General features: G+C 58.5%; 1 protein-coding gene. It reads right to left on the reverse strand.

Going from position 1 to position 229, the window contains the following annotated elements; genetic code table 11:
* Nucleotides 1-8 precede the first annotated feature (8 nt).
* A partial coding sequence (locus SB753_RS42325; RefSeq protein WP_410805863.1) for an RNA polymerase sigma factor occupies nucleotides 9-229 on the reverse strand: 221 nt, incomplete at its 5' end.

Here is a 229-nt window from a genome sequence, read left to right on the forward strand (position 1 = left end):
TTCTTCGTTCACACTCGTCCATCGCTGATCGCCTCCTCGTCATGAATGTCTTGTTCGCGTGGAAGCAGATGTCTGAATCGCTCGCGAGCACGCATCAGACGAATCCGCACTGCGATCGCACTGATGCCGAGAATCGCTGCGATCTCGACTCGCGAGAGTTCCTCCCAGTAGGCCATGTACAAGAGCTCGCGGTCGGCCTCCGGCAACCTGCGAAGAGCTCGTCGCACCT

Source organism: Paraburkholderia sp. SIMBA_053, assembly GCF_046534895.1.
GTDB lineage: Bacteria > Pseudomonadota > Gammaproteobacteria > Burkholderiales > Burkholderiaceae > Paraburkholderia > Paraburkholderia caledonica.